The organism is Nocardia bovistercoris, assembly GCF_015674855.1.
GTDB lineage: Bacteria > Actinomycetota > Actinomycetes > Mycobacteriales > Mycobacteriaceae > Nocardia > Nocardia bovistercoris.
On the sequence record NZ_JADMLG010000024.1, the window covers coordinates 1 to 20,751 of the forward strand.

Here is a 20,751-nt window from a genome sequence, read left to right on the forward strand (position 1 = left end):
CGCGTCCCAGCGTTCGAGACAACGCGACGCAGGAGCAAGTCTCGAACGCTGGGACGCGAGACCCCCAGGGCCGCGAACCCGCGGCGCCGAAGGCGACGCCAATAAACACAGCCGCGTCAAACCATTGGGTAGCCATACATCCGGATCGCCCGGCGCCCCCGCATCCGTGCTCACGGCCACCGGTCGACGCCGCCGACGCCACCCCCACCGGACTCCGGCGCACCATGCCCAAGGCGCAGGCTCCGGCGTCGCACCACCGCCCGGCTCGCGCTCTCACAGTGCCGTGCGCTTCCTACTTCGGTGGGAATCGCCGAGTGAGCCAGTCGGTCACGAAGGTCAGCACCTCCGGCGACACCGTGGTCTCGATGACGGCGTACTCGCTCGGGTTTCCGCTGGCGCTCGGCTGCATCAGATGGTTGAGGCCCGCGAAGGTGTGCACCGTCGAATCCGGGCCCGCAGCAAGCAGGTCGCGCATCGGCTGCTCGTTCTGGGCGGGCAGCACCTGCAGGTCGGACCCGCCGAAGAAGGCGAGCACCGGGATGCGCAGCGCGGACAGCGCGGGTGCCGGATCGTATCGGATGAGCGCGGCGAAATACGGGGTGATCTGTGCGTCGACCTGGGCGTCCGGTACCCGCTTGTCCGCGGGCGCGGCGGCGTTGGCGCGTTTCAGGAATGCCTTGGCGCCTTCGACATCGCCCGCGCGCAGCAGCCGCGACATCTCGGCGGTGTTGGCGACCTCGGTGTCGATGTCCTGCGGGGTGGCTCCGTTGGCGGCCATGATGACCTTGGTCTGCTCGACGAGCACATCGGAGCCCGGCACCGAAGGACCGGCCATGAGCACCGCGAACGCGACGCCGCTTTCGGGCGCGGCGGCGACCAGCGGCGCCAGGTAGCCGCCTTCGCTGTGGCCGAAGAGTCCGACGCGCGCGGGGTCGATATCGGTGCGGGCGCGCAGGAATCGCACACCTGCCGCCGCGTCACCGGCGAGGTCGGTGTAGTTCGCCTGACCGAGATCGCCGCCGGTGCCGCCGATTCCGCGGTCGTCGGTGCGCAGGACGGCGTAGCCCGCGCGGGTGAGGGTGTCGGCGAACAGCAGGAAGGGCTTGTGCCCCATGATCTCCTCGTCGCGATTCTGCGCGCCACTGCCGGTGATCATGAGCACAGCGGGGAACGGTCCCGGCCCCTGCGGGGTGGTGAGCGTGCCCGCGACGGTGAGATCGCCGCTGCGATAGGTGACATCCTCGGACCGGTACGGATACGGGGGTTTCGGCTCCTGCGGACGCGACGGACCCGCTACCTTCCCGCGTTCGAAGCTCACCGGGAAGCTCTGCCCCGACTGGCTGAGATCGCCGGTGATGCGTTCGGATTCGTACCGGCCGCGGAACCTCGGATCGCCGGGGATGTTCGGGATCGCGAATTCGACGGCGGTCCGATCGGATTTCACGTCCCGCAGCGGCACCGCCGTGAGGCCCTGCGCGGGAATATCGATGGTGGCGGTGCCGTCGCCCGCGAAACTCACCCCGATCTCGAGCGGCTGCCCCGGCACCTGGACGGCGCCGTGCCAGTCGCCCTCGGTCGGATCGGGAGGATTCTCGTCCGAGGAGCAGGCCGCCACCGCGACGGCGGCCACGAGGGACATGGTGCAAGTGATCAGTCGCCCGGTGCGCATACCCGCCACGCTACTTGGGCGCCGGCATCGGCCGAATCCCGCTCGGGTCGCGGGGCGTGTACCCCGGCGGGACGCCTCGGGGCGCCGTCAGAGCCCGCGCGCGTAGCGGATGTCGGCGGCGATGGCCTCCAGATCCATTGCCAGGCCGGGGTCGCGCCGCATGGCCTCCCTGAACTCCTCCAGCGCGTCGTCGACACTGGTGCGGCGAGCCATCGAGATCAACTGGCCGCGCACGTACTCCGCGAGCGAGACGCCCGCCGCCCCCGCGCGACAGCCGAACCGGTCGAGCGCGTCGGCGGGCAGGTCGTAGGTGTCGGCGAGGGCGGCGGCGTCGGCGTCCCACTCGCAGCCGAGTTCACGGCCCTGGGAACGCAGGAAATCCACGACGGCGTCGTCGGGAACCCGCGTCCGCGCGCGGGCGATCAGTTCCGCCCGCAGGTAATCGGTCACGGCCATGCCCGCCGCACGGGCGCGGCGGCGCAGGACATCGGCCGATTGCGCGGGCAGATCCTCGATTTCGATGAGTGCCATGCCGGCCAGCGTAGACCTCGACCGGTCAGCCGAAGAAGGCTTCGGCCTCGCTGTATCGCGATTCGGGTACGCGTTTGAGCTGTTTGGTGGCCTCCGAGAGCGGCACCAGGTCGATGGCGGTGCCGTGCAGGGCGACCATCTGCCCGAAACTGCCCGCGTGCACCGCTTCCGCGGCGTGCAATCCGAAACGGGTCGCGAGCACGCGGTCGTAGGGCGTCGGGCTGCCGCCGCGCTGCACGTGGCCGAGGACGGTGGTGCGCACCTCCTTGCCGATACGGCGCTCGATCTCGGAACCGAGTTGTTGCGCGACCCCGGTGAAGCGTTCGTGGCCGAATTCGTCGATCCCGCCCTCGCGCAGCGCGAATCCGGATTCCGGCGCGGGATGCGAACCTTCGGCGACCACACAGATGAAGTGTTTGTCGCCGCGCTGGAATCGGCGCTTGATCAGCGCGCACACCTCGTCGACGTCGAAGGGCACCTCGGGTACCAGGGTGAGGTGCGCGCCCGCGGCCATGCCCGCGTTGACCGCGATCCAGCCCGCGTGCCGCCCCATGACCTCGACCAGCATGACGCGCTGATGCGATTCCGCGGTGGTGTGCAGCCGGTCGATGGCCTCGCTGGCGATGCTGAGGGCGGTGTCGTGCCCGAAAGTCACGTCCGTGCAGTCGATGTCGTTGTCGATGGTCTTGGGAACGCCGACCACGGGCACGCCCTCGTCGGACAGCCAGCTGGCCGCGGTGAGCGTACCTTCGCCGCCGATCGGGATCAGCGCGTCGATCCCGTTGTCGTCGAGGGTCTGTTTGATCCTCGGCAGCCCGCTGCGCAGGACGTCGGGATTGGTGCGCGCCGTGCCGAGGATGGTGCCGCCCTTGGTGAGCAGCCGGTCGGTGCGGTCGTCGTTGAGGATCTGGATCTTGCGATCCTCCAGTAACCCGCGCCAACCGTCCTCGAAGCCGACGATAGCGTCTCCGTAGCGACCGTTCGCGGTGCGAACGATGGCGCGGATGACCGCGTTCAACCCAGGACAGTCTCCGCCTCCGGTCAGGACTCCGATGCGCATGCCGGATATCTTGCCCCGTCCGGCATGCCCGCCTGCCTGCGCCCCCGTGAACCTTGGGTAACCAGCTGCGCTCACCGTTGCTCTCCGGATTCGTCGGGTGTGTGGATGGTGTGCTCTCCAGTGTCGGGGCAAGTCCGCCCGCGCGAAACCGGAGCGCTGCGCGGGTAGCCGAAATTCCGCGCCGACCGGCGGTGGGACCGCACGGACGATCGGGCGAACCGAGCCCGAACGGCGTGGGGGCGCCATGAATTCGGCTCCCGAGCGCCGCCCGTCAGTAGAGGTAGACGACCGCGTTCTCGCCGCCCTCGCAGGTGACGAAGTCGGCGCCCGCGACACAGTGCATCGTGTATTCGCGGCCGTTGACCGGGCTGGTCGCGGACACCTCGTGCTCGCCGCCCGCGTCACCGGCGGCGGCGCCGTACGCGGTGCGGACCGCTTCCGCGAACGGGCAGCTGGTCACTGCGGTGCCGACCGCCGACGCGGTGAACCGGCCCGCCGCCGGTTCGGTGGTCGTGCAGGCCCGCGCGCCGTCGGGCAGTCGGATGCCGGTACTCGGCACCGGCGAGGGTTGCTCCGCCCCGCCGCCGCGCACCACCCACCCGAGCACCCCCGCGACGATCGCCGCGGCCGCGAGCACGAGTAACCAGATCAGCCTGCGTCCGCGCCGCGCTCGGGCAGGCGCGGGCGCGGCACTCGCGAGCGCGGACCGCTCCATGGTGACGGCCGTCTCGTCCACCCGCCCGTGCGGGACGCCGCCGAACTGTCCGGGCGGCACGATCCGCGACTGCGCTCGCCGACGCTGCCCCGGCATACCCGCCGCCCGCGCGTCGAACGAGGCGACGGCGGGAGCCGGAATCGTGGGCCGAGCGGCATTCATATCGACCGTCACCGGGTCGCCTCCCGCCATCGGGCCGACCCGCCCCGCTGTCTGCGCCCCAGCCCCTGGCCGGGAAGTCGAACCGTCCCGAGCACCCGCCCTCGGACCGGTCCCCGACGAATTTCCCGCGACCGCGTCGAGACCCACCGTCGGCGCGGACGAGCCCGCGACCCCACCGGACCCGAGCGCCGCCAGATCGATCGTCGGCACCGCGTTGGAATGCGCGGGATCGTGCGTCGGCACACCCGACTGCCCCGCGTCCGACCGCGCACCTCCCGGCCCGCGCCCAGGCTCGACCTGCGGCAGACCCGACCGCGCCGAACTCGGCGACTCCGCTTGCGGCCACGACGAATTCGGCAGCGGCAGATTCGGGTGCGACGCACTCGACCGCGGCATCGCCTCGGCCGCACCGTGTGCGGGCGAGCTCACCTCGGACGGACCGGACCGCGACGGATTCGACCGCGGTGGGCCGACTTTCGACGGCGCTTCGCGAGATGTCCGTGGTCGCGGCTCGCCGTGCGACGTGCGGTGACCGCGGGGCGGGAGCGAGTCCGAATCCTGGCCCGTGCGGCGGGGATTCGGGCCGGAATCCGGTCCGCGACGGATCGCGGCGGACGCATTGTCGCCGACGGTCGGGCGAGGGACCGCGGGGCGGGCGTCGGGAGACATCGGGTTCGGGATGCGGCGGGTGGTCGAGTCGTCGGCGGGCGGGTCGGCGTGTTTGTCGCCGGGTTCGACGGACGGGAACACCACGGTCGGCGGGGCGGGCGGGCTCGCGGCGTCGCGGACCGGGGGCGCGGTGAGGGCGGCGCGGGCGGCGATGGCGAGGGCGCGCGCGGTCGGGTAGCGGTCGGCGGGATCCTTGGCCATGCCGCGCGCGACGACATCGTCCATGGCCGAGGGCAGGCCGGAGCGTTCGGCGCTCGGGCGCGGCGGCGGCGTGCTCAGGTGGGCGCGGATCAGGACGCTGATCGCGGCGGCCGGGAACGGCTGGGCGCCGGTCAGACATTCGTAGAGCACGCAGGTCAGCGAATACACGTCGGCGGTGCCCGCGACCGGGGCGATGTCGAGCCGTTCCGGGGCGATGTAGCTGTAGGAGCCAACGGCGGCGCCGGTATCGGTGAGACCGGGGTCACCGGCGGAGCGGGCGATGCCGAAGTCGGCGAGATACGCGAAATCCGAAGGCGTGACCAGGATATTCGCGGGTTTGACGTCGCGGTGCACCAATCCCTCGGCGTGCGCGGCGTCGAGCGCGGCGGCGATCTGCTCGACCACGACCACCGCGCGCAGCGGACTCAGCGCGCCCTTCTCGCGCAGCAGCGAACGCAGGTCGCGGCCGCGCACGAGCCGCATATCGATGTAGAGCACACCGTCGATCTCGCCCCAGTCGTGGATGGGGATGACATGCGGTTCGGCGAGCCGGGCCGCGGCCCGCGACTCGTGGCGGAAGCGCTGCTGGAACACCGGATCCTTCGCCAACTCGGCGGGCAGCAGTTTCAGCGCGACCACACGGTCCTTCACCGTGTCGAACGCCTCGTAGACCTCACCCATCCCGCCGCGGCCGAGCAGTGCGCGCAGTTCGTAGGGACCGAAGCGGGCACCGACCCGCGTGTCCGCGTCATCCACCCCGTTACCTCCAGCTCGCGCGGGCCGACGCTCTCCTACAGTGTTCGCCTGCCCGGCGACTCACGTTTCCTCACCACGACTTCTACCGCGTGAGCTCACGCGGCGCACCTGCCTGCGGACAGTTCGCCCAGATGCTCCGACACCAGCGCCGCCATCTTGTCGAGTGCATTCATACCATCGGAGAACGCGCCCGAATCCGGTTGCGCCGCAAAGGCCACCGCGATCTGCCCGGACGGTGTCGCGATCAGGCCGAATTGCCTGACCAGGTACTTGCCCGAGGTGTCGGGCCCCCAGCCGCCCTTGAACTCGGCGCCAGGAAACACCCCGAGGCCCCACCGGTGACTCGGCACGATCTGTTCCATGAGTTTCATCACCGTCGCGCTCTGCGCCAGACACGGCAACCGCGACGCGAAGCGGACCTGTTCGGCCAACGACCATTCGGTCTGCCCGAAGGCCGAATGCTCGGCCCGCACGCGGGTGGCCTGCACGGTGGTCTGGGTGGCGCCGCCCTCGCGCAGCACCGTTTCCACGGCCGCCGCCGCCTTCTGCGGCGAACCGAGCGCCTGCCACAGCACATCGGCGGCGGCATTGTCGGATTCGGTGATCGCGGCGTTCGCCGCGAAACCGCCGTTGGCCGGGTCGCTGCGGATCGCGGCGATGGTCAGCGGCACCTTCATCGTCGACCAGGCGGGTCCGGTGGTCCAGTTGCCGAAGGTGGCCATCCGCTGACCTCCGACCGGCATGATCGCCATACCGTAGCGCCCGCGCATGGCGCCTTGGAGCTCCTGGAAATCCGCCGCCAACGTACCGGGCAGGGTCCACGTCAATGCCGGTTCGGAGACCGCGGCGGCCTGGGTGATGCTCGTCGTGGTCTCCGCGGTCGCGTCGTTCGCGCCGTCGTCGCTTCCGCACGAGGTCGTGAGCAGCAGCGCGAGCGCGCCGACACCGAGAGCTCGCCGCCACCGACTGTCAAATAGGACTTCGCGCATCACTGTTACTGGCTCCCAGATACCCGGATCTCCGTACGGTAGCCCGCGTGTACCGCACCCGGTCCGGGCACCGTACACGCGGGCGACGACCCTCGTCCATCCGCGCGCGATCACACCCCGGGCGACCACACGCCCTCGCCCGACCGGTGTGCACGCGCATGTCAGTAGATGTAGACCACCGCGTTCTCGCCCCCGGAACAGATGACGACCTGCCCTTCGGCGACGCAGTTCATCGTGTAGGAACGACCGGTGACCGGACTGACCGCGACCACCGAACGCGGCGCGCGCGAGGACGTGGCCGCCGCCGACTCGGCGTACGCCTGCCGCACCGCCTCCGCGAACGGGCAGCTCGTCACCTCGCTGCCCGTCGCGGACTGGGTGAACGATCCGGGCACCGGCCTGCCCGTCGAACAGGTCTTGGCGCCCGCGGGCAGCGCGGCGGTGCTGGTGGACGAGGCGCTGGTGGACGACGGCGCCGACGGCGCTGCGCCGCCCGGCGTTGTGCCGCGCGGGGCCACCGCCGTCGCGGCCGGACCGGCCTGGTCCTGCACGTCGGTATCCGGCGTCGAACGCAGCATGGTCCAGCCGATCGCACCAGCGACCGCGAGCACCACGATCACCGCGGCGGTGATCAGCAGCGGCGCCGCGATCGAACGCCGCCGCGATTCCTGCCGGTACGGCGCATCGGGATAGTCGTCGGTGTAGGGGCCCTGCTCGTACTCGTACTCGCCCTGTCCCCCATAGCCTTCGGGCCCGTACGGCGCACCTGGATGCTGTTCGGGGCGGTAATCCGAATACGCCTGCGCGCCCGCGAATCCGGCGGCATCGGGATACGCACCCGGCGCCTGATACCCCGGCTCGTCGTAACTCCGGGTCTCGGCGGCATACCCGCCCTCGGGCGCGGGGTATTCCTGCGGAGCGACGTCGTGACGCAGCACGGTCGGGTCGTACTCCCGCGAACCCGGATCGCCTCGGCGCACGGTGGCGTCGTAACCCGCCGCCCCCGAATCGAAGCCGGGCGCCGCGGCGTCACCGCGAAGCACCGTGGTCTCGTAACCACTTTCGCCGCCCGCCACCGGCGCACCGCCGTAACCTCCGACATCCTCACGCCGCCCATGGCCGTCGAAACCTCGCGCACCCGAATCGTAGGCGGGCGCTTGCGGATTCCCGGGAAGCAGAGTGGTGTCGTACTCGGGCGCACCGGCCGCGTAGCCCGGCCCACCCGCGTCGTTGTACCACGCGGCGCCGTCGTGCCCCTGCGGGCTCGCCACACCCCGCAGCACCGTCGCGTCGTAGTCGCGCGCGGCCGCGTCGCCTTCCCACGCACGCTCAGGCGAACTCACGTCCTGGCGCAACACCGTCGCGTCGTAATCGCCCGTGCCCGCGTCGCGGTTCCCCGGTCCGCCGTAAGCAGGCGAGTTCAGGTCACCATGCCGCGCGGCCTCGCCGTGATCTCGCGCACCCGAATCGAATCCGGACCCGCCTCGAGCGCCTTGCCTGCCTACCGCGTCGTAGCCGAGCGCACCGGAATCGTCGCCGTGCGACCCGCCACCGAAGCCCGGCGCGCCCGCCGAATAGCTCTGCGGCTCGCCCGGGTACTCATGCGACCGCGCGTCGAATCCCTGCGGCTCCGAGCGGTATTCCCGCGTCGCGGCGGCGTGGTCATGGGGCTGGTTCGAGAAGTCTCGCGCACCCGCGAAGCCGTGCACCTCCGAGGCGTCGGCACCGCCGCCGGCGTAACCACCCGGTCCAGTCGAATACGCCTGCGCGTCGTAGCCGCGCGATTCGTTCGAGAACCCCTGCTCGTCCGCATCGAACCCTTGCGCCACCGGGCCATCGGCACCGGCATAGCCATGCGGCCCAGCCGAATACGCCTGTGCGTCGTAGCCCTGCGACTCGGCGCCGTATCCCCGTGTCGCGGCGGCGTACCCCTGCGACTCGCTCGCGAATCCCTGCGCGCCTGTGTCGAAGCTCTCCGGGGCGCGGGCCGCGTAATCGGGCGAACTGTCATAGCCGTCGGTCCCGGCCGTGTACCTCTGCGATTCACCGCGATAGTCCTGCGGATCGTCGTAGCCCTCGGGATCGCCCGCATAGCTCGGCGAGCCGGTTCCGTAGCCCTGCGGCTCTTCGTGCCCCCTCGGACCCGACGCATAAGCGTCCAACGGGGCGGCGACCGGCTCGAACCGTCGGTTCATGTCGGGTGCGGCCGCGGCGCCGTATCGCGCGGTCCGCGGCGCGGGTTCCGATGGCGCGCGCGAAATCGTCGGAGCGACGGGCGGTTGCGGTTCGGGTACGGCTGCGCCGTACTTCCGGGTCGGTGGCGCGACGGCGTCGAGCGGGCCGCTCGGCGCGGGCGGGTACGGGCCGGAAATGCTCGGTGACCACTGCGGATCCGGTGCGGAGGTCTCGGCCTCGCCGTAGCGCTGGTCCTCCGGGTACAGGTGCGCGTCGGGGAACGGGCGCATCGGCACCGGCGCGGCGGGTTCCTGCCGGGCCGACGGCAGCGGCGCGAACTGGATCTCGGTGAGATCGACGGCCGTCGCGGCGGTCGGGATGATGGAGAATTCGCCGGTGGCCTCGGGCGGGATCAGCGAACTCGCGGGCGCCACCGACTCGGTCTGCCCGAATCGGGACGGGTCGGGGGTGCGCACCACGAAGGTGGGTCCGGTCGGCGCGGGCGCCGCCGCCAACGCGATCCGCGCGGCCTGCGCCAAGGCGGCGGCCGTCGCATAGCGCTCGGCCGGGTTCTTGGCCATGCCGCGGGCGATCACCTCGTCGACGGCGGGCGAGAGACCAGGTCGCCGCTGGCTCGGACGCGGCGGCGGCTCGGAGCGATGCGCCCTGATCAGCCCGTTGATGCTCGACGCCGGGAACGGCGTGGTGCCGGTGAGGCATTCGTGCAGGACGCAGGTCAGCGAGTAGACGTCCGCGAATCCGGTGACCGCGCCGTCCGCGAAGCGTTCGGGCGCCGTGTAGATGTAGGAGGAGACCGCCCCGTTCGTCGCCACCGCCGCGTCGCCCTCGGTGTGGACGACGCCGAAATCGGCGAGGTAGGCGAAATCCGCCTCGGTGACCAGGATGTTGGCGGGTTTCACATCGCGGTGCACGAGACCTTCGGCGTGCGCGGCGTCCAGCGCGGCCGCGATCTGGTCGACGATCTTCATCGTGCGTTCCGCGGTGATCGGCCCCTGCGTGCGCAGGATGGCGCGCAGGTCGCCGCCGGGCACGAGCAGCATGTCGATGAACAGCGCGCCGTCGATCACGCCCCAGCCGTTGACGGGGACGATGTGCGGACTCCCCAACAGCGCCACGGACCGCGTCTCGCGCCCGAGGCGCTCGCGGTACGCCGGGTCGTCGGCGTACCGGCCTGGCAGCAGTTTCACCGCGACGACGCGGTTCTCGACGGTGTCGTACGCCTCGTAGACCTCGCCCATGCCGCCTCGGCCGAGCAGTGCGCGCAGTTCGTACGGCCCGAACCGACTACCGACCCTCCATCCAGGTCCGTCCACCCCGTGCAGCCTCCGTTTCCCGGGTGGCGGCATGGATCGCGGGCTACCCGTCAAACCATGGATTCTCCAGGTGCGACCACCCCGTGGTCAAACGCAAAGACGATCGCCGCGGCCCGATCCCGCAGGTCGAGTTTGCCGAAAATGTGTCCGACATGGCTTTTCACGGTCACTTCGGAGATGCCGAGCCGGGCGGCGATCTCGGAGTTGCTGCGTCCGCGCCCGATCAGTTCGAGCACTTCGTACTCGCGCGCGGTGAGTTCGCCGATGCGACTGTTCGGCGGCGGCGTGGTCGGGCGGGCGCTGCGGTAGGCCGAGAGCACCCGTCCGGTCACCGACGGGTCGAGCCACGCGCCGCCCCCCGCGACCGTGCGCACCGCGCGGATCAGATCCTCGGCGGGGGAATCCTTGAGGATGAATCCGGCGGCGCCCGCGCGCAGGGCGCCCGAAAGCAGCTGGTCGTCGTCGAAGGTGGTGAGCACGAGCACCGGCGGCGCGCCCGCGGCGGACCGCACGACGCGGGTCGCGTCGATGCCGCCGACCCGTTTCATCCGCAGGTCCATGAGCACCACATCCGGGGTGTTCGCGGCCAGCGCGGCGGGCACCTCGTCGCCGTCGGCGCATTCGCTGACCACGAATCCGTCGCGGCGGCGCAGGATGCGCCGCAGACCGCCGCGTACGAGTTCCTGATCGTCGACCACGAGCACCGCCACGGTGTCCTCGCCACCCGACGCCGTCGTCACATGCCCTCCCGCGCGGTTGTCGCGACACCCGGTATGCCGTCCCGCAATTTGGCCGAGACGCCTTGGATCAGTCCCGCCGCGCACGCCGGTGCGGCGCGGGCGGGTGAGGTGGGGAATTCGGCGCGCACCGACCAGCCGTCGTCGTCGGGCCCCGCGCCGAGTCGGCCGCCGAGCAGTTCGGCGCGCTGACGCATACCGGACACTCCCATTCCCGTACCGCGGTTACGCGCCGGACCGTGCGGCATGGTGTTGGACACGGTGAGCCGCGCGGCGTCGGAATCCACCGTCAACCGCACGGTCACGGTGGCGCCCGGCGCGTGTTTGACCACATTGGCCAGCGATTCCTGGCCGATGCGATAGAGCGCGAGCCCGACCGCCGCCGACACCGCGTCGGGATCACCGGAGATCGCGCGGCGTACGTCGAGTCCAGCGCGGACGAAATCGGCCACCAGGTCGTCCATGTCGCCGAGTCCGGGTTCGGGGGCGTGCTTGGCCGGTCCCCCGTTGTCGAGCAGACCGATGGTGCGGCGGATATCGGCCATCGCCTGCCTGCCCAGCCTTTCGGCGTCGACCAGCGCTTCCACCGCGTCGTCCACATCGCGATCGGTCTGCAGGGCGTGCCGGGCCGCGGTCAAGTGCAGCAGGGTCACGCTCAAGGAATGCGCGATCACATCGTGCACCTCGCGCGCGATCCGACCGCGTTCCCCGTCGGCGGCCTGCGCGGCGCGGATGGCCTGACTCTCCCGCTCCTGATAGAGGTATTTGCGCTGGTATTGCAACATCACCCCGACCAGCCAGCCGAGCGCGACGCCGACGGTGTACATCGGCAGACCCTGCAACCGCTGGCCGTCGACGTTCCAGTGCAGGTTCCCCACCGCGTCCAGGGCCGCCAATTCGACTATCGCGAGCAGAGCGAACAGACCGCTCCACCGTTTGGCCACGATGGCGCCGATCTCCCCCGCGACCACGACCAGGATGAACGGCGCGAAATCCGCGAAGACCGGCTGCACGAGGAACAGCCCGGTGGCGGCGAGGCCGGAGACCGCGACCAGGATCGGGCTCGGCGCGACCCCGAAGACGCAGAACAGCGGAATGCTGAGGAACAACAGGAGTATGCCGAGCAGCGGCAGCGCCGAGGGGAAGTACGCGTGCCGCTGAATCGTCGCGCCCGCGACCACGAGGACCAGCGCGCCGTCGGCGGCGATCATCACCGACGGCGGGTAGTCGAACGGCAGTTCCTCCATATTGGTGCGCACCACGCCGACCGGGTCGCGCAGGAACGCGGCGAACCGCTCGCGGATGGTCCCGCTCTCGCGGAACGGCACCTTCTGCCGCGTTCCGATGGCGTCGGTCACATCCATATGCCCAGGCTAGCCGCATTCGCGCGCCCGTCGCATCGTTCCCCGAACGGTCGCGATCTCCTACCGGAGTAGGAGATCGAATCGGGTCCCTGGCACGACGACACCCTTTCCCGGCGTCCGTAGCGTGATTCGCATCGTCGCGCGTCCCGGCACACCGGCGATACCGCGAACGCATCACGGAAAGAGCGACACCACGGAGGCTGCGCCATGTCCTGGAAAGACCATCACCTTCGCTCCGCCATCGTGCAAACCGTGCTCGACCGGGCCGCGGCCGATCCCGCCGACCCCGAGTTGTTCGCCGATCTCCCCGATCTCGATCGGCTCTTCGGCGGACCCGAAGGCTTGCTGACACATCTACGCTACCGCTGGAACAATCACCTCGCCGCCAAAACGGATCAGGCCATGACCGAAGGAAAGTCGGTCGCGGACGTCCACCTCGAGCTCTGCGCCGAACAACCGGCGCTGCGCGCGCTGCTCGACGCGCACCTGCACACCCGCGACGCGGCCTCGGCCATGGCGCGCTGAACTTCGACGACGAAGAGGAATGGGGGACGATATGTCGGACACCGCGATGCTCGAATTGACCGATATCGTCAAGGATTACCGGATCGGCACGCAATCGGTGCGCGCCCTCGACCGCATCGATCTGCGCATCGAGGCGGGTGACTTCACCTCGATCATCGGGCCGTCCGGTTCCGGCAAGAGCACCCTGCTGCATCTGCTCGGTGCGCTGGACAGCCCCGATTCCGGGTCGATTCGCTTCCGCGGTCAGGAGATCGGCGCACTCGACGAGCAGCGGCAATCCGAATTCCGCAGGCATCAGGTCGGTTTCGTCTTCCAGTTCTTCAACCTGCTGCCGACCCTCACCGCGTGGGAGAACGTGGCCATTCCGAAACTGTTGGACGGCACGGGTTTGCGCAAGGCCAAGCCGCGCGCCATGGAACTGCTCGAACGCGTCGGTCTCGCCGACCGCGCCGCGCACCGTCCCGCCGAACTGTCCGGCGGGCAGATGCAGCGCGTCGCGGTGGCGCGCGCGCTCATCATGGATCCGCCGCTGATCCTGGCCGACGAACCCACCGGCAACCTGGATTCCAAGACCGGCGCGGCCATCCTGGAACTGCTCGGCGACATCGCGCGCAACGGCAACGCGGTGGTCATGGTCACCCACGACATGGGCGCGGTCGAATACAGCGACCGGGTGATCACCCTGCGCGACGGGCGTATCGGCTCCGACGACCGCGTCGACCGGACCGGCGCGGGATCGGTGCACGCGTGATCCGCGCGGCCTGGGACCGATTGCGGCTGTTCAATATCGGTGAACTGCTCGCCCACCGCGGGCGCTCGCTGATGTCACTGTCGGTGATGGCGGTGTCGGCGGCGCTGCTGGTCGCGGTGCTCAGCATCTCCGGTTCGGTGACCGGATCGGTGCACAAACTCACCTCCGCGCTCGGCGGGCGCGCCCAACTGGAGATCACCGGCATCACCGACGCCGGATTCGAGCAGTCACTGCTTCCGGTGATCGCGGCCACTCCCGGCGTCGAGACGGCGGTGCCCATGGTGCGCGCCCAACTCGGCAGCGGCGCCGACCGCGCCCTGCTCATCGGCGCCGACACCGGCATCGCCGCGCTGGGCGGCGACCTGGCGGGTCCGATGACCTCGAAGGTCGTGAAACTGCTGTCGACGCCGAACGGCGTGCTGGTCGGCGCGGCGATGGGCCACGCCGAAGGCGACACCTTCCCCCTCGGATCCGGCACGGTCACCGTGGCCGCGGTGCTCGACGCGAAGACCTCCGACCAGCTCAACAGCGGGCACATCGTCGCCGCGCCGCTGCCGTTGGCGCAGAAGCTCACCGACCGCGCCGGGCGGATCGACTCCGTGCAGATCATCCCCGCCCCCGGCGCCGACGTGGAAACCCTGCGCAAGGATCTGACCGCCGCCGTCGACGGACGCGCCGTGGTGGCCGACCCGAGTCTGCGCACCGCCCAGGCGGGCGGCGCGATCCAGATCGTGCGCTATTCGACGCTGATGTCCTCGGCGGCCGCACTGATCGTTTCGGCCTTCCTCATCTACAACGCGATGAGTATGGCGGTGGCCCAACGCAGGCCGATGCTGTCGATGCTGCGCGCGATCGGCGGCAAACGCGGGCCGATGGTGCGCGACCTGCTCGTCGAGGCCGCGGTGCTCGGTCTGCTCGGGGGTGCGGTCGGCGCGGCGCTCGGCATGTTCATGGGCGGATTCGCCATCGACAAGTTGCCCGCCGCCATCATGCAGTCGGTCGAGGCGCGCACCGAATACATGGTGCCGTGGTACGCGATACCGGTCGCGATCACGGCCTGTCTCGCGGCCAGTGTGATCGCCTCGGCGGTGGCCGCGCGGCAGGTGTACAAGGTCGAGCCGATCGAAGCGCTCACCCCCGTCGGGGTCGGCAGCGCCGACACCGCGAGCCCGCTGCTGCGCGTGGTCGCCATCACCTCGGGCACCGCGCTGGCGTTCGCGTCGGTCTACCTCGCGGAAACCGATCTCGGCCGGATCTCGCTGGCCGCCATCTCGACGTCACTGGCCGCGTCCGTGCTGATCTGCTTCGCGGCCACCGGCCCGCTCGTGCGCGCCACCGCCGCCATCGCCCGCGTTTTCGGCGCGCCCGGCGCACTCGGGTCGACCACGCTCGAGCGCGCGCCGCGCCGCGTGTGGGCCACCGCGATGACCGTGCTCATCGGCGTCGCCGCCACCGTCGCGGTCGGCGGGGCGTCGAGCAATCTGGTCGACTCGGCCACCGCCGGATTCGACGATCTGGAGAGCACCGACATCTTCGTGAGTCCCAGTGCGATGGAACAGTTTCCGACGGGTCCGCTGCTGCCCGCCGACCTGGGTGCGCGGATCGCGCAACTGCCCGGCGTCGAAGAGGCCGTGCCCGCGCAGATGGCGTTCGCGACACTCGGCAGCGGCCGGATCATGCTCCAGGGCTACGCCACCGACCATCCCGACGTCGACATCCGCGATGTCGACCCGGCGTGGCTGCCCCGGCTCACCGACGGAACCGGCGTCGTCGTCTCCCGCGACGTCGCGCGATCCCTCGACGTCGGTCCCGGCTCGACGGTGCGGCTGCCGACGCCGACCGGGGTGCGCGAGGTCGAGGTGGTCGGGGTCATCCCGTACCTGAGCGTCATCGCGGGCGTCATCGTGATGGACCTGAACCAGTTGCGCGCCTGGTATCAGCGACCGGGTGAGACGCTGCTCGCGGTCGAGGTCGCCCCCGGCGCCGACATACCGGCCGTGATGGACGAGATCCGCGCGATCTCACCGCCCGACATGCACGTCGACACCGGACGCGACGCGGTGGTCGCGATCTCCTCCGGGGTGCGCCAGGGCTCGGCCCTGAGCACCGCCATCCTGTGGATCGTGGTGTTGGTCTCCACCGTCGCCCTGCTCAACACACTGATGCTCTCGGTGCTGGAACGGCGCCGCGAACTCGGCGTGCTGCGCGCCATGGGCACCATCCGCCGATTCCTGCTCCGCTCCGTGCTCGCCGAAGCCGCGGGCATCGGAATCGTCGGCGCCACACTGGGTCTGATCGTCGGAACCATCGTGCAGTACCTGGCGACGGTGGCGATCGGACACGCGATGACCATCGATATCGTCTACCGGCCGAGCCCGCTGATCCTGGTCTACGGCGCCGCCGCGCTGATCCTGGCCATGCTCGGCTCCATCCCGCCCGCCGTGCGCGCCGCGCGCATGCCGATCGTGTCGGCGCTGGCCGTGGACTGACGGCCTGCCACCGTCGGCCGACGCGAGGTCACAGCGGCGCTTGGTTCCACCAGTCCGCGATGTCGACGTCGGCCGACGGCTGCACCGACTGCGAGTGTCGTGAGGTGCCGTGGTGGGTCACCGAGATCAGGTACCGGGCGTGCTGCGGGTCGTCCGGGAAGCCGATCACCGTCTTCGCGGTGTAGTAGTACGGCTGGAGCGGGCCGGGCGGGTCGGACACGATCCAGGAGTACCGGGTGTACTCGACGCCGTTCTTGACCCCTTCGACCCGGCTCAGCGCGGGCAGGCTGTCGGCCACGGCCTCGGCTTCTTCGGGCGAATCGTAGCCGAGGATGGTGAAGGTCATGTGCGTCGAATCGTTGATGATGCGCTCGCAATCCCACGCGATAGTCCACGGCGTGCCGCGTAGCGCCTCCTCCCTCGGTTCGAAACCGCCCGTGTTCCGGTAATTCCCGCACTCCGCGCCCTGATAGCCCACGCGCGCGTTGGGCAGCTGCGGGAGCAGGCGAGGAAAGGCACGCCTGCTCGCGTTCAACCGCTCGGTGTCCTCGTCGGTCCTGGTCGCCGACCGAGGACCGCTCGCGGTCGGCGACAGGGGACCGCTCGCGGTCGGTGCCATAGGACCGCTCACGGTCGGCGAAGCGTCGACCGGTGACGCGGCGGTATCGCCACCCTCCTCGTCACCGAGCACCAGGACCGCGACCAACCCCATCGCCACGAACAGCACGGCCGCCGCCCCCGCCGCGACCATCGCGATCAAGGCCCCCGCGGGCCGCCCGCCCCGCGCCGCACCGCCGTACCCCGGCGGATAACCGGGACCCGACGGCGGCGGGCCGTACCCGCCCCCGTTCGGCCCCGCCGCGAACCCCGACCCACCCGGCCCGGTCGTCTCGACACTCACCGTTCGCGCGTCCGGCCCGCTCACCTCGGGGCCGAGCCCACCACGCACCGCTTCCGCCGGGCCCACGGAAGCGTTCGCAGGAGCCGCCGAGGCCGCCTCGATACGCTGCCCGCCAACGACGCGGTCGCCCTCTCCTACCGCCGCGTGCTCGCTCCCGGCCGCGCGATCACATCCATCCGCCCCAGCGTCGGCACGCTCATCGCGAACCGTACGCCCGAGCCGCTCGGCCGCCTCGTCGGTGCGCTCGTCGCGGGCGGCACGGTCCTGCCCTTCCGAGGAACCCGCGCCCGCCGCCGCGGAGTCGACCACGGGCGCGGAGCTGTGCCGTTCGCGCGGATCCTCGCCTCGGTCCCACTCGGTGCTCTCCACGGCGGACGCATCAGCCGTACCGGCTCCGGCGGCATGCTGCCCGATATCGACCGCATCCGCCGCACCCGCGTCACCACCGGCCGCCCGAGACTCGTCGCCGCCGATCCCACCGGCGGTCGACACGACCCCGAATACACGAGTTCGACTGTCCTGCACCGACATTCCCGAAGACGCACCGCCCGACGACCCGTCGGCGGGCCGCTTGACCAGATCCACTCCCGCGCGGCGCGGTGAATCATCGGTCAGGTCGTTCGGCGCCGAACGCGGCCCCGACACCTCCACGGTGAAGGCCGACGTCGTCCCGTCGGCGCGAGCGTCCGGCTGTGCGGGCGGAACCTCCTGCGCCGCGATTCGGTCGGCCTCTCTCCCCGCGGCGCTCGCGCCCGGCTGCGGCGGCTGCGCCGAGACCTGCTCCCCCGCGCTGCCCGGAACACCCGGCGCCGCAACGGGACCCATCGGCTGCGGGGCGGGAACGACCGGTGCGGGAGCCGGATATCCCGCGGGCGCGGCGTATCCGGGTGCGGGCGGGTACCCGGGCTGCGCCGGGGGCGGCTGGGGCGGTGCGTAACCGGGTGGTGCCGGGTTCGGCGGGTGCCGGTAGGCGGGGTGCGGAATCTGTTGCGGCGGGGGCGGATAGGGTGCGGGATAGGCGGGCGCGGGCGGTATGCGTGGCCCGCTGGTCGTGGTGAGCGCGTGCCGGGCGGCAGCGGCGAATTCGGTGCACGAGCTGTACCGGTATGCGGGAAGTTTGGCCATGCCCGCGGCGAGCACGGCGTCCAGCGCCGGATTCAGGCCGCGGCGGCGCACCGCCAGCGGCGGCAGGGCCAGTTGCAGGTGGCCGGTGATGATGTCGGCGGGATTGTCGGCATCGAAGGGGCCGACGCCGGCAAGCAGCCAGTACAACGCGCAGGCGAGCGCGTACTGGTCGGTGCGCGGGTCGAGGTGACCGCCCGTCATCTGCTCGGGCGAGGCGTAGGCGAGGGTCGCGGTGAACATGCCGGTCTGGGTCAGGTGGGTGGAGTCCTCGCGTAGTCGGGCGATGCCGAAATCGGTGAGGAAGACCCGTTCCTTCTGCCCGCCGGACGCGCGAGCCAGCATGATGTTGGCCGGTTTCACATCGCGGTGCAGCACACCCATGCCGTGCGCGTAGTCCAGCGCGTCGGCGACCCCCTCGATGATCTGCACCGCGCGTTCGGGCGGCAGCGTCATCGGGTTGACCGCGGCCGCGTCGACCCCGTCGATGTACTGCATGGCGATCCACAGCTGACCGTTCTCGGAGCCGCGATCGTAGACGGTGACGATGCCGGGATGATCGAGTTGGGCGACGAGATCGGCCTCGCGTTCGAAGCGGGCGCGCACCTCGGCGTCGGTGAACAGTTCCGGATTGAGCAGCTTCAGCGCGGTCTGCCGGGAGAAACGCGGATGCCTGGCCAGGTACACCGACCCCATGCCGCCCTGCCCGAGCAGGCGTTCGACGGTGTAGCCCGCGAACACCTCACCGCTGCTCAGCACCGTCGCCCCCTTCCGTGAACCGGCTGTCACGATGAGCGTAGCGACCGCGCGGCGGTGTGCGAGCGCGCCTGCGATCCGAGATCGCGGGACGGCCCGGCCCCGGTGAGCCGATCAGCACGGCGTCCCCCTGGTCGTGAAAGGAGAATGCGCCCGCGCGGGGACGCGTATCGAGCCTACCCGGTGGCGGTATTACCACCGGATTTCGAATTCTCCGCGAAGATCGGCGAAACTGTTGTGAGATGGCAGGAAGTGCTGGGGAGGACACGGCGGTGAGAGTGGCTGGATCGGTTCACATGCTTCGCACGATGCTGCGCCTGGTCGCCCTGCTCGTGATGTTCGCCGTCGCCTCCTGCGCCCTGCTGCCGCAGCACAACGAGGCGAGCAGCGCGCCAACGGTGCTCATCGACACCGGCGACGGGAAGCGCTCGCACTGGTCGGGCGGTATGCCCGACTCACTGGCCGCAGATTTCACACAGTTGCAGCCGTCGCTGCGCGGCGAGGTCGGGATGGCGATCATGCCGGTCGGCGGCGGCCGCATGACGGTGTTCGGCGACTGGACCACGGGTATCGCGTGGTCGACGATCAAGGTGCCGCTGGCCATCGCCGCGCTGCGCCACGACCGCGAAGCGACCCTCGACGCGGCGGAGGCGGCCATCACGGTCTCCGACAACGACGCCGCCGAACAGCTGTGGCAGTCCCTCGGCGACGGCCTGGAAGCCGCGCAGGCCGTGCAGAACGTCCTCGACGAGGCCGGTGACCGCAGCACCGGCGTCGCGGGTCCGAAGACCACCCTCGACTACACCTCGTTCGGTTCCACCGAGTGGACGCTCACCGAACAGGTCCGTTTCGCCTCGAAACTGCCGTGCCTGCGCGACACCGACGACGTGACGAAGCTGATGGGCGAGATCACCCCCGAACAGGGCTGGGGCCTGGGCACCATCGATGGCGCCGAGTTCAAAGGCGGCTGGGGACCCGACGACGACACCGGCGTCTACCTGGTCCGCCAGTTCGGGCTGGTGCCGACGGCGTCCGGCAAGGTGGCCATCGCGTTCGCCGCTCAGGCCGAGTCGGGCACCTACGACGACGGCACGCTGATGCTGAACCGGCTTGCCCGGCTCCTGACCCGCCACCTCGACGAGTTGCGCGGCGGCAAGTGCGCGCGCTGACGCTCAGCCCGGCGTGACGAGCCCCGATTCGTAGGCGAGCACAACCGCCTGCGCGCGGTCGCGCAGATTCAGCTTCGAGAACACCTTGGACACATGGGTTTTCACGGTCTGCTCGGCCACGAACAGGCTGTCCGCGATCTCGGTGTTCGACATGCCCTTGGCGATCAGTTCCAGCACTTCGCGCTCGCGCGGGGTGAGCGCGGCCAGTTCCGGCGCGGGCTTGGCGCGCGCGGCGGTGCGGCGGCGGGTGACATCGGCGATGAGCCTGCGGGTCACGGTCGGCGCGAGCAGGGCTTGACCGTCGGCGACCACCCGGACCGCCCGCACCAGTTCCTCGGCGGGCGCGTCCTTGAGCAGGAATCCGCTCGCACCGAGACTCAGCGCCTCGTACACGTAGTCGTCGATGTCGAAAGTGGTGAGCATGAGCACCCGCACCGGCGGATCGAAACCCGCGGCCAGGATGTGGCGCGCGGCGTCGAGTCCGTTCATCTCCGGCATGCGTACGTCCATGAGCACCACGTCCGGGCGCAGCCGTTTGGCCTCCGACACCGCGACCTTGCCGTCGGGCGCGTCGCCGACGACGCTGATATCCGGCTGGGCGGCGAGCAAGGCGCCGAAACCCTGGCGCACCATCGCCTGGTCGTCGGCGATCAAAACCGTAATGGGCACCGGCTCA

14 protein-coding genes are annotated in these 20,751 nt (G+C 70.7%); 4 read left to right on the forward strand and 10 right to left on the reverse strand.

Annotated elements, in window-relative coordinates:
- Positions 1-292: 292 nt before the first annotated feature.
- The 8 genes from IT779_RS34360 to IT779_RS34395 all read right to left on the reverse strand — a co-directional run bounded on the left by IT779_RS34360 (position 293) and on the right by IT779_RS34395 (position 12,362).
- Complete coding sequence (locus tag IT779_RS34360; protein ID WP_196153661.1) at positions 293-1,669, reverse strand: alpha/beta hydrolase family protein; 1,377 nt, start codon at positions 1,667-1,669, stop codon at positions 293-295.
- A gap of 87 nt (positions 1,670-1,756) precedes the next feature.
- Positions 1,757-2,200, reverse strand: a complete 444-nt coding sequence (locus tag IT779_RS34365; protein WP_196153662.1) for a hypothetical protein — start codon at positions 2,198-2,200, stop codon at positions 1,757-1,759.
- Positions 2,201-2,225: 25 nt separating this feature from the next.
- Positions 2,226-3,260, reverse strand: a complete 1,035-nt coding sequence (locus IT779_RS34370; protein ID WP_196153663.1) for an ATP-dependent 6-phosphofructokinase — start codon at positions 3,258-3,260, stop codon at positions 2,226-2,228.
- A 271-nt stretch (positions 3,261-3,531) separates the two neighbouring features.
- Positions 3,532-5,763 (reverse strand): serine/threonine-protein kinase, encoded by a 2,232-nt coding sequence (locus IT779_RS39155; RefSeq protein WP_408637823.1) that lies wholly within the window; start codon positions 5,761-5,763, stop codon positions 3,532-3,534.
- A gap of 95 nt (positions 5,764-5,858) precedes the next feature.
- The gene (locus tag IT779_RS34380) at positions 5,859-6,752 is read right to left on the reverse strand and encodes a serine hydrolase (protein WP_196153664.1); all 894 of its coding nucleotides are present in this window, start codon (positions 6,750-6,752) and stop codon (positions 5,859-5,861) included.
- Between the two features lie 161 nt (positions 6,753-6,913).
- Positions 6,914-10,261 (reverse strand): serine/threonine-protein kinase, encoded by a 3,348-nt coding sequence (locus IT779_RS38340; RefSeq protein WP_332839093.1) that lies wholly within the window; start codon positions 10,259-10,261, stop codon positions 6,914-6,916.
- Between the two features lie 50 nt (positions 10,262-10,311).
- Positions 10,312-11,001 carry a response regulator gene (locus IT779_RS34390; RefSeq protein ID WP_198429257.1) on the reverse strand — a complete coding sequence of 230 codons (690 nt, stop codon included), beginning with the start codon at positions 10,999-11,001 and terminating at the stop codon, positions 10,312-10,314.
- Positions 10,998-12,362, reverse strand: a complete 1,365-nt coding sequence (locus tag IT779_RS34395) for a sensor histidine kinase (RefSeq protein WP_196153665.1) — start codon at positions 12,360-12,362, stop codon at positions 10,998-11,000. Before IT779_RS34395 ends, IT779_RS34390 begins: the two co-directional genes overlap by 4 nt.
- Positions 12,363-12,569: 207 nt before the next feature.
- Here IT779_RS34395 and IT779_RS34400 point away from each other — a divergent pair, with 207 nt between their 5' ends.
- Genes IT779_RS34400 through IT779_RS34410 form a run of 3 tightly spaced genes read left to right on the forward strand, consistent with a single transcriptional unit; the run spans position 12,570 to position 16,127 of the window.
- On the forward strand, positions 12,570-12,887 hold the full coding sequence (locus IT779_RS34400) for a hypothetical protein (RefSeq protein ID WP_196153666.1): 318 nt from the start codon (positions 12,570-12,572) through the stop codon (positions 12,885-12,887).
- A gap of 31 nt (positions 12,888-12,918) precedes the next feature.
- A complete protein-coding gene (locus IT779_RS34405) occupies positions 12,919-13,638 on the forward strand; it encodes an ABC transporter ATP-binding protein (protein WP_196153667.1) in 720 nt (239 codons plus the stop codon).
- On the forward strand, positions 13,635-16,127 hold the full coding sequence (locus IT779_RS34410) for an FtsX-like permease family protein (protein ID WP_196153668.1): 2,493 nt from the start codon (positions 13,635-13,637) through the stop codon (positions 16,125-16,127). Before IT779_RS34405 ends, IT779_RS34410 begins: the two co-directional genes overlap by 4 nt.
- Positions 16,128-16,155: 28 nt before the next feature.
- On the opposite strand, the gene IT779_RS38985 is transcribed toward IT779_RS34410, so the two are convergent.
- Positions 16,156-18,909 carry a serine/threonine-protein kinase gene (locus IT779_RS38985; RefSeq protein ID WP_332839094.1) on the reverse strand — a complete coding sequence of 918 codons (2,754 nt, stop codon included), beginning with the start codon at positions 18,907-18,909 and terminating at the stop codon, positions 16,156-16,158.
- 293 nt (positions 18,910-19,202) lie between these two features.
- Between IT779_RS38985 and IT779_RS34420 the strand changes: the two genes are divergently transcribed.
- Positions 19,203-20,075, forward strand: a complete 873-nt coding sequence (locus IT779_RS34420) for a serine hydrolase (protein ID WP_232542370.1) — start codon at positions 19,203-19,205, stop codon at positions 20,073-20,075.
- Positions 20,076-20,078: 3 nt separating this feature from the next.
- On the opposite strand, the gene IT779_RS34425 is transcribed toward IT779_RS34420, so the two are convergent.
- Positions 20,079-20,744, reverse strand: a complete 666-nt coding sequence (locus tag IT779_RS34425; protein ID WP_196153669.1) for a response regulator — start codon at positions 20,742-20,744, stop codon at positions 20,079-20,081.
- Positions 20,745-20,751: the final 7 nt, after the last annotated feature.

Coding starts and splice junctions, on each gene's coding strand:
- IT779_RS34360 (WP_196153661.1), bottom strand. CDS start 1,669: ATGCGCACCGGGCGACTGATCACTTGCACCATGTCCCTCGTGGCCGCC.
- IT779_RS34365 (WP_196153662.1), bottom strand. CDS start 2,200: ATGGCACTCATCGAAATCGAGGATCTGCCCGCGCAATCGGCCGATGTC.
- IT779_RS34370 (WP_196153663.1), bottom strand. CDS start 3,260: ATGCGCATCGGAGTCCTGACCGGAGGCGGAGACTGTCCTGGGTTGAAC.
- IT779_RS34380 (WP_196153664.1), bottom strand. CDS start 6,752: ATGCGCGAAGTCCTATTTGACAGTCGGTGGCGGCGAGCTCTCGGTGTC.
- IT779_RS34395 (WP_196153665.1), bottom strand. CDS start 12,362: ATGGATGTGACCGACGCCATCGGAACGCGGCAGAAGGTGCCGTTCCGC.
- IT779_RS34400 (WP_196153666.1), top strand. CDS start 12,570: ATGTCCTGGAAAGACCATCACCTTCGCTCCGCCATCGTGCAAACCGTG.
- IT779_RS34405 (WP_196153667.1), top strand. CDS start 12,919: ATGTCGGACACCGCGATGCTCGAATTGACCGATATCGTCAAGGATTAC.
- IT779_RS34420 (WP_232542370.1), top strand. CDS start 19,203: ATGCTTCGCACGATGCTGCGCCTGGTCGCCCTGCTCGTGATGTTCGCC.